Source organism: Acidimicrobiales bacterium (genome assembly GCA_035316325.1).
GTDB lineage: Bacteria > Actinomycetota > Acidimicrobiia > Acidimicrobiales > VFJN01 > DASXTK01.
The window spans coordinates 1-7,966 of sequence record DATHJB010000098.1 but is presented as its reverse complement, the minus strand read 5'-3'; the positions used below and the strand labels follow the sequence as shown (position 1 = coordinate 7,966).

Here is a 7,966-nt window from a genome sequence, read left to right as displayed (position 1 = left end):
TCTGGCACATCTTCCCGGACGGGGGCGCCACGTTCGAGGTCGACGGGGGCTACGTCTACGTCTCCAACAGCGAGGTCCCGGCCGAGGGCGGTGGCGTCGGCGCCGTCCGGTTCGACGACGACGGCACCATCGTCGACTCCTATCGCATCCTGACGGGCACCAGCGGCAACTGCGCCGGCGGCGCCACGCCCTGGGGGACCTGGCTGTCGTGCGAGGAGCAGGAGGGCGGACGGGTGTGGGAGTGCGACCCCACCGCACCCGGGCCGGGCGAGGTCCGGCCGGCGCTGGGCGCGTTCGTGCACGAGGCGGTGGCGGTCGACGCGGACGGCGAGCGGCTCTACCTCACCGAGGATCGGCCCGACGGTCGGTTCTACCGCTTCACCCCTGCGGCGTACCCCGACCTCGCGGAGGGCACGCTGGAGGTCGCCGCCGTGGCCGACGGTGCGGTCACCTGGCTCGCGGTGCCGGACCCGCTGGCGACGTCGGCGGCGACCCGAACGCAGGTCCCGGAGAGCACCGCGTTCGACGGCGGGGAGGGCATCGTCGTCCACGACGGATCGGTGTTCTTCACCACCAAGGGCGACGACCACGTCTGGCGCTACGACCCGGAGGCCGACACCGTGGAGGTGGTCTACGACGGGTCGAGCACGCTGCGAGGGGTCGACAACATCACCGCCACCCCCGACGGCGACCTGCTGGTGGCCGAGGACGGCGACGACATCGAGCTCGTGCTGGTCGACTCCTCGGGGCGCATCCAGCCGATTCTCCGCTGCACCGACAACCCCGCGTCGGAGCTGACCGGGCCCGCCTTCGACCCGTCCGGCACCCGCCTGTACTTCAGCTCACAGCGAGGCGGTCCCGACGGCCTCGGCCGGACCTACGAGGTCACCGGGCCGTTCCGGGCGGCCCGACCCCCCACGTCCACCGAGACGGCCGCGAGCGACGGCGACGGCGGCGGCTCGGACGGCGGCGGGAGCGACTGGCTGGTGCCCGCGATCGGGGGCACCGCGGTCCTGGCCGGAGCGACGGCCGTCTGGCGCCTGCGGACCCGCCGACCGACGAGCTGACCACCGCCCCGTCACGACCACCTCGCCGGCACGAGCTCGACGCTCAGGTGTCGACCGTGTCGCCGACCCGGAGGACGCCGCCGGTCACGATCGAGCCCCGCACGCCGCCCTTGCGGCGTAGGTGCCGCAGCACCGGCTTGCCCACGAGGTCCTGGAGATGGCGACAGGCCGGGTTGTCCGCCACCAACGTGACCTCGACCTCGCCGACCCTGACCGTGCGACCCAGCAGCTCCAGGAGATCGAGGCCCTCGACCACGACGTTCCGCCGGTGCTCGCCGGGTGCCAGGTCGAGACCGTGTTCGGCCCTCACCTGCTCGAGTCCCTCGGCCTCGATCAGCGTGATCTCGTCGGCCGGGTCGTGCTCGCCGGCGTTGCTGTCGAAGTAGCGGTCGCCCTCGATCCCGCGTCCGGCGACGGCCCGCGCCTCGTCCCGAGAGGCGACGGGAGCACCCTCCGCCGACGCGGTGAAGATCCCCACGATGGTTCCACCCATGGCCATCCCTCCGAGCAGCTCGACCTTCCCACCGTTCTAGACGCTCGCCCTGCCCAAGCGCACCCGAGATACGTCGGCGGGGGCGGACGGCGTCAGGTGCCCGAGCTGCCGCCCACCAGGCGGAGCGGGGCCCGGTCGACGTCGCCGAGGCGGCCCAGCGCGGCGGTCGCCGCGGCGTCGGCCGGCACGTAGACGACCAGACGGCGGAACGGGCTGTCGGGCAGGAGCAGTACCTCGAAGCGCAGGTTCAGCGGTCCCACCAGGGGGTGGGCCAGGCTCAGGGCGCCCCGCGTGTTCTCGGTGACGTCGTGGGCCGACCAGAGCCGGGCGAAGTCCTCGCTCTTCATGCTCAGCTCCCCGACCAGCTCCTTGATCGCCGGGTCGTCGGAGCAGGTGGTGACCGCCCGCCGCAGGTTGCCGACCTGCTCGCGGGCGGCGTCGCCCCAGTCGGCGAACACGGTGCGCGAGCGCTCGTCGAGGAACGTGTAGCGCAGGAGGTTGGGCGGGTTCCTGTCGAGCAACCCCGTGGGTGCCATCAGCATCTGGTAGGCGTCGTTCCAGGCCAGCACCTCCGTGCTGACGTCGAGGACGTAGGCCGGCGAGCGGGTCATGCCGTCGAGCACGGCCAGCGTCCCGTCGTCGACCGCGTCGTTCGACACCGAGGGGCACAGCCCGGGATGGCGCAGCGACATGCTGCCCAGGCGCCCGAGGTGCAGCCGCTCCGACTCCTCCAGGCGCAGGGCCCGCGCCAACGACGCCAGCACCGACTGCGACGGGTTCCGCTCCCGGCCCTGCTCCAGGCGCACCAGGTAGTCGACGCTGATGCCCGCCAGCATCGCCAGCTCCTCCCGCCGTAGGCCGGGGGTGCGGCGCCGCCCTCCCCGGGGGAGCCCGACCGACTCCGGCGACACCCGCTCACGGCGGCTGCGCAGGAAGCTGGCCAGCTCGGAGGGCTCGGACGGCTCGGGCACGGCGTTCATTCTGCCGGGCCGTAGGCGGGTTGATCCTGGGGGTGTCACTCCCATGAACAGCTCGGCCTTCCCGCCGTGCCGGGAACGGCGCAGGGTGGGCGCCATGAGCACAGACACCCAAGCACTGCCGTTGGCGAGCGGCCTGTGGACCCTCGACCCCCTCCACTCGCAGGTGACGTTCGCCATCCGTCACCTCGGCGTGTCCAAGGTGCGGGGCCGGTTCAACAAGTTCGTCGCCAGCCTCGACGTCGGCGAAGGCCCCGACGACACCTACGTCACCGCGGTGATCGACGTCGCCTCGATCGACACCGGCAACAGTGACCGTGACGCCCACGTGCTGACCGACGAGTTCCTCCACGTGGACGAGCACCCCGAGATCCGCTTCCAGTCGACCCGGATCAGCGGATCGGGCGGCGAATGGGTGATGGAGGGCGAGGTGACGATCAACAAGGTCACCAAGCCGTTCGCCTTCGAGGTCGAGTTCGGCGGCACCGGCGACTTCGCCGGCACGCAGCACGCGGGCTTCGAGGCCCGCGGTGACCTCAAGCGCAGCGACTTCGGCGTCGTGTTCGGGCCCATGGCCGAGGTCGGCCTCGGCAAGAACGTCCAGTTCGAGCTCGACCTCCAGTTCGTCGAGCCGTCGGCTGCGGAGGGCTCGGAGCCGGAGGGCTGAGGCCCTGGTGGGCGGACGCTGCGGCGGTGTCCGCCCACCTACGCGGTACGCCGGGTAACGTCAGGTTGCGTGAGCCGTAAGTTCGTGCGTCGTGGGGTGAAGCTGGGAGCGATCGTCGGCGCGGGCTTCTTCCTGGCCCAGGTGTTCCTGCGCAAGCAGGCGCCGTCGCAGGCCGACCGTGACGCCGGTGCCGGTGCCGCGGGGAGCCGCAACACGCCGGCCCAGCCGAAGCTGAGCAACGCCTCGCCGTCGGGCCTCAACAGCGACGGCGCCGTCCTCGAGACGGAAGCTCCGGCTGCGGAGGTGGCGCCGTCGAAGGTCGAGGCGCCCGAGGACGACGAGGAGCCCCCACCCTGGGTCGACCCCCAGGTCGACGGCGGCTGCCCTCCGACCCACATGGTCAAGGCGAAGCTCTCCAGCAAGATCTTCCACGTCCCCGGCGGCCTCGCCTACGACCGCACCACGCCTGACCGCTGCTACCGCGACGCCGCCACCGCCGAAGCCGACGGCTTCCGCGCCGCCAAGCGCTGACCCGCTGACCGGGGCGTTCGGGCGGGTTCCAGGCCCACGTGCGACATGACGGATGAGCTGGTGACCACCGCGCCCGACGGCCTTGCCGGCGACGGCCACGGGGCGCGTGGGGTGGTCGAGCATTCGTGGGTGCGGGACGGGTGGGCGCCGTTCACCGTGGTGCCCGCGACCACCGAGGCGGGGCAGGAGTTCAGGACGTCGGTGGTCGACGGCCGCGGCCGCGTCACCTCCGCCGTGGGTTCGCCCGCCCCGAACCATCGGGTGTGGTATCTGCACCCGGACACGTTGTGGGCGCGGGGCCGGATCACCGGCGTGTGGTGGGGGCCGTCCACCTGGACGGAGACACCCAACCGCCCGCAGATCGGGTTCGTCTTCGGCGCCCAGCGGATCCGCCGGGACCACTGGGTGGCGCTCGTGGTCTGGTACAACATCTTCGCCTCCGCCGACCCGTCCGGGCTGCTGGTCAACGGGTGGGAGATCGACGGCACCGACGTCACCCTCGGCAACGGTGGCGGCGCCGGTGGCCTCGGAAACGTGAACCGCCAGGGGGTCGTGCTCCGCGCCGAGCGCCTCAGGTTCCTGGGGGCCGAGCTGTCGGTCATGCGGGTCGCACCGCCGTGGGCGTCGATCATCGCCGACGGCACCCCCATCACCGTCTCCGACATGGCCGACCCGGACTACGACGTCGTGAGCACCGTGGTGGCGGCGTCGCCAGGCGACGTCAACATCATGACGGCGCTCCCGGCCGCGCCCGACAACCCGGTCGACCGCATCGCCGGCGGGCTCGTCGCTCCCGCCGTCCCCCACAACGTCTGCCCCTACGTCGTCGCCGCGGAACGCGTCGGCCACGCGTCGATCCGGGTCACCCAGTGGGCCTACGGCTCCCCTCGCGCCGACTCCGGCGACCCGCGCTCGACCACCGTCACCGTCACCCAGGGCTCGATGAGCGCCTTCCCGACCGGAGGCCCAGGGCTGCACGGGATCGTCGTCGGCCACGCCCACTCCGGCTCCTACGCCGAGGTCGGCGACGTCCTGTTCGAGCAGCTCTGACGGCCGTCGGCGCTGCGTACCATACGTGTACCATACGTGGCATGGTGAAGACGACGATCTACCTCCCTGACGAGCTGAAGTCCGCGGTCGCGGACCGGGCGCGCCGCGAAGGGACGTCGGAGGCCGACGTGATCCGCGCCGCGATCGCCGCGGCGGTCCGCCCCACCCGGCCCCGCCCGACGGGTGGCCTCTACTCCGCCGAGCCGATCGCCGACCGCGCCGACGACCTGCTGCGCGGCTTCGGCGAGAGGTGATCCTCGACACGAGCGGCCTGCTCGCCTTCTTCAACGACCGGGAACCGGCGCACGAAGCCGCCCGCGACGTGGTCGACGCGGCCGACGAGGCCCTCGTCGTCTCCCCCTACGTCGTGGCCGAGGTCGACCACCTGGTCGCCACCCGGCACGGCGTCGACGCCGAGCTGGCGGTGCTCCGCCAGCTCGCGGGCGGCGCCTTCGAGCTGCCCGAGATCACCGAAGACGACCTCTCGAAGGTCGTCCGCGTCGTCGAGCGTCATCGCGACCAAGACATCGGCGTCACCGACGCCTCGCTCGTCGTCCTCGCCGCCCGCTACCGCACCCGGAGGATCCTCACCCTGGACCACCGGCACTTCACGGTGCTGCGGCCGGCCCGCGGCCACGCCTTCGAGCTGCTGCCCTGACGGGCCGGCGGCGCCGGCGGGTTACAAGGCGTGGACGGTGACGATGCCGTCGCCGGCGCGGAGCTTCTCCTGGACCTCCGAGGGGACCGCGACGTCGGTGGCGAGCACCTGGAGGGCGGCCTGGCCACCGGACGAACGGCCGAGGTGCATGTCGTCGACGTTGACCCCCGCGGCCGCCACCACGCCGGTGACGAAGGCGATCATTCCGGGGCGGTCGTCGTTGCGGACCACCAGCAGGTGCTTGGCGGGCGGCAGGTCGATGGTGTGCCCGTCGAGCACGACGACCCGGGGCTCCGACCGCAGGCCCACCAGCGTGCCGGCGATCGAGTGGTCGCCGCCCCGGATGGTGACCAGGTTGACGTAGTCCTGCGCCGTCGTGGTCGACGTGTCACGCACCTCGACGCCCTTCTCCGACGCGATCCGGGGAGCGTTCACGTACGACACCGGCTCGTCCGAGATGGGCCCGAACATGCCCTTGAGCACCGACAGCGTGAGGATGCGGGTGTCGTAGTCGGCGATCTGGCCGGCGTACTCGATCTCCAGCACCTTGGGCGCCGACCCGGCGAGTCCCGAGTACAGCTCGCCCAGGCGCTCGGCCAGCGGCAGGAACGGCCGCACCGTCTCCGACGCCTCGGCCGCCGACACGTTCACGGCGAATGGCACGAAGTCGCCCGCCAGGGCCAGGCCGACCTGCTCGGCGATGGTGTCGCCGGCCTTGTCCTGCGCCTCCCGGGTGGACGCGCCCAGGTGCGGGGTGACCACGACCTCCGGCCGACCGAACAGGGGCGACTCGGTGGTCGGCTCCGCCGCGAAGACGTCCAGGGCGGCGCCGCCCACGTGACCGGCGTCGATCGCCTCGGCCAGCGCCGCCTCGTCGACGATGCCGCCCCGCGACACGTTGATGATCCGGATGCCCGGCTTCGCCCTGGTCAGCAGGTCCTTGTCGATGAGGCCGACGGTCTCGGGCGTCTTGGCGACGTGCAGCGTGACGAAGTCGGCCACCTCGATGAGCCGCTCCAGCGGCAGCAGGTCGACCGACAGCTGCCGGGCCCGGTCGACCGACACGAACGGGTCGTAGGCCACCAGGTTCATCCCGAACGACAGCGCCCGCTGCGCCACCAGCTTGCCGATGCGGCCGAGCCCGACGATGCCGAGCGTCTTGTTGGCCAGCTCGACGCCCTCCCACCGCGACCGCTCCCAACGCCCGTCGACGAGCGCGGCGTGGGCCTGTGGGATGTTGCGGGCCTGCGCCAGCAGCAGGGCCATCGTGTGCTCGGCGGCCGACAGGGTGTTCGACTGGGGGGCGTTCACCACCATGACGCCCCGCTCGGTGGCGGTGTCGACGTCGACGTTGTCGAGCCCGATGCCGGCCCGGCCCACGACGACGAGGTCGGAGCCCGCCTCCAGCACCTCACCGGTGACCTGGGTGGCGGAGCGGATGATCAGGGCGGAGGCGCCGGAGACGGCTTCGAGCAGCTCGTCGGGCGACAGGCCCAACTTGACGTCGACGTGGTGGCCGGCGTCGCGGAGCTGCTGGAGCCCGCCGTCGGCGATCTTCTCTGTGACGAGGATGCGAGACATTCGTTGCTCAGTGTGGTCGGGGGCGGGCGCCGTCGCCAGGCGGTTCCGGGGGTTCGCTTCCGTCTTCGCTCAGCCGGCTATAGCCCGTTCAGCGAAGACAGAAGGCTTCATTTGACCAGATTGTCCACCGGCACCGTGTCGATGGGTTCGCCGGGTGGCAACGGGAAGCCGAAGACCTGGGAGTAGAAGGACAGTTCGCCGTCGAGCGCCCGCCGGATGTTGGCGGCCTGCCGGAACCCGTGCTGCTCGCCCTCGAACGGCACGTAGGCGACGGGCACGCCCCGCTCCCGCAGCGCCCCGACGATGGCCTCCGACTGGCTGGGCGGCACGATCTCGTCCTCCAGGCCCTGGAACACGGCCAGCGGCCGGTCGAAGCCGTCGAGGTGGTGGATCGGCGACCGTGCGACGTACACGTCGCGGGCCTCGGGGTAGGGCCCGATGAGCCCGTCGAGGTAGCGGCTCTCGAACTTGTGGGTCTCGACGGCCAGGGCCTCCAGGTCGGCGATGCCGTAGTGGCTGGCACCGGCGGCGAAGGTGTCGCGGAACGCCAGCACCGCCAGCGTCGTGTAGCCGCCCGCGGAGCCGCCGCGGATGCACAGGCGCTCGGCGTCGACCCGCCCGTCGCCGGCGAGGGCCAGGGCGGCGGCCTCGCAGTCGTCCAGGTCGACGACGCCCCAGTTGCCCCGGAGCTGGTCCCGGAACTCCCGGCCGTAGCCGGTCGAGCCGCCGTAGTTGACGTCGACCACGGCGAAGCCCCGGCTGGTCCAGTACTGGGTGCCGAGCTGCAGCATGGGCCGAGCGGCCGCGGTCGGACCGCCGTGGATGAGCACCAGCAGCGGCGGCAGCTCGCCGGCGGGGCCGCCCGCCTTGGGGTTGGTGGGCGGGTAGAAGAGGGCGTGGGCGGTGCGGTCGCCGCTGGTCGGGAACGAGATCGGTTCCGGC

Annotated in this window: 10 protein-coding genes; 6 read left to right on the top strand and 4 right to left on the bottom strand. The window is 72.4% G+C overall.

What is annotated here, in order from left to right:
• The coding region (locus VK611_13680) for an alkaline phosphatase PhoX (protein HMG42383.1) at positions 1–1,067 on the top strand (1,067 nt) is incomplete at its 5' end.
• A gap of 43 nt (positions 1,068–1,110) precedes the next feature.
• Here the strand turns inward: VK611_13680 and VK611_13675 are convergent.
• Positions 1,111–1,560, bottom strand: coding sequence for an MOSC domain-containing protein (locus tag VK611_13675; GenBank protein HMG42382.1), 450 nt, complete (start codon positions 1,558–1,560; stop codon positions 1,111–1,113).
• A 92-nt stretch (positions 1,561–1,652) separates the two neighbouring features.
• Positions 1,653–2,531, bottom strand: a complete 879-nt coding sequence (locus VK611_13670; GenBank protein HMG42381.1) for a helix-turn-helix transcriptional regulator — start codon at positions 2,529–2,531, stop codon at positions 1,653–1,655.
• A 103-nt stretch (positions 2,532–2,634) separates the two neighbouring features.
• On the opposite strand from VK611_13670, the gene VK611_13665 reads away from it, so the two are divergent.
• The 5 genes from VK611_13665 (at position 2,635) to VK611_13645 (ending at position 5,443) form a co-directional block, all read left to right on the top strand.
• The gene (locus VK611_13665; protein ID HMG42380.1) at positions 2,635–3,204 is read left to right on the top strand and encodes a YceI family protein; all 570 of its coding nucleotides are present in this window, start codon (positions 2,635–2,637) and stop codon (positions 3,202–3,204) included.
• Between the two features lie 69 nt (positions 3,205–3,273).
• A complete protein-coding gene (locus VK611_13660) occupies positions 3,274–3,735 on the top strand; it encodes a hypothetical protein (protein HMG42379.1) in 462 nt (153 codons plus the stop codon).
• Between the two features lie 45 nt (positions 3,736–3,780).
• A complete protein-coding gene (locus VK611_13655) occupies positions 3,781–4,785 on the top strand; it encodes a hypothetical protein (protein ID HMG42378.1) in 1,005 nt (334 codons plus the stop codon).
• Between the two features lie 41 nt (positions 4,786–4,826).
• Positions 4,827–5,039: a ribbon-helix-helix protein, CopG family gene (locus VK611_13650; protein ID HMG42377.1), complete on the top strand. Its 213-nt coding sequence runs from the start codon at positions 4,827–4,829 to the stop codon at positions 5,037–5,039.
• A complete protein-coding gene (locus tag VK611_13645; protein HMG42376.1) occupies positions 5,036–5,443 on the top strand; it encodes a PIN domain-containing protein in 408 nt (135 codons plus the stop codon). Before VK611_13650 ends, VK611_13645 begins: the two co-directional genes overlap by 4 nt.
• A gap of 21 nt (positions 5,444–5,464) precedes the next feature.
• Here the strand turns inward: VK611_13645 and serA are convergent, their stop codons facing one another.
• Together serA and VK611_13635 are read right to left on the bottom strand one after the other, a co-directional pair.
• Entirely contained in the window at positions 5,465–7,024 is a 1,560-nt protein-coding gene (gene serA, locus VK611_13640; protein HMG42375.1) for a phosphoglycerate dehydrogenase, read from the bottom strand.
• 107 nt (positions 7,025–7,131) lie between these two features.
• The coding region (locus VK611_13635) for a prolyl oligopeptidase family serine peptidase (protein ID HMG42374.1) at positions 7,132–7,966 on the bottom strand (835 nt) is incomplete at its 5' end.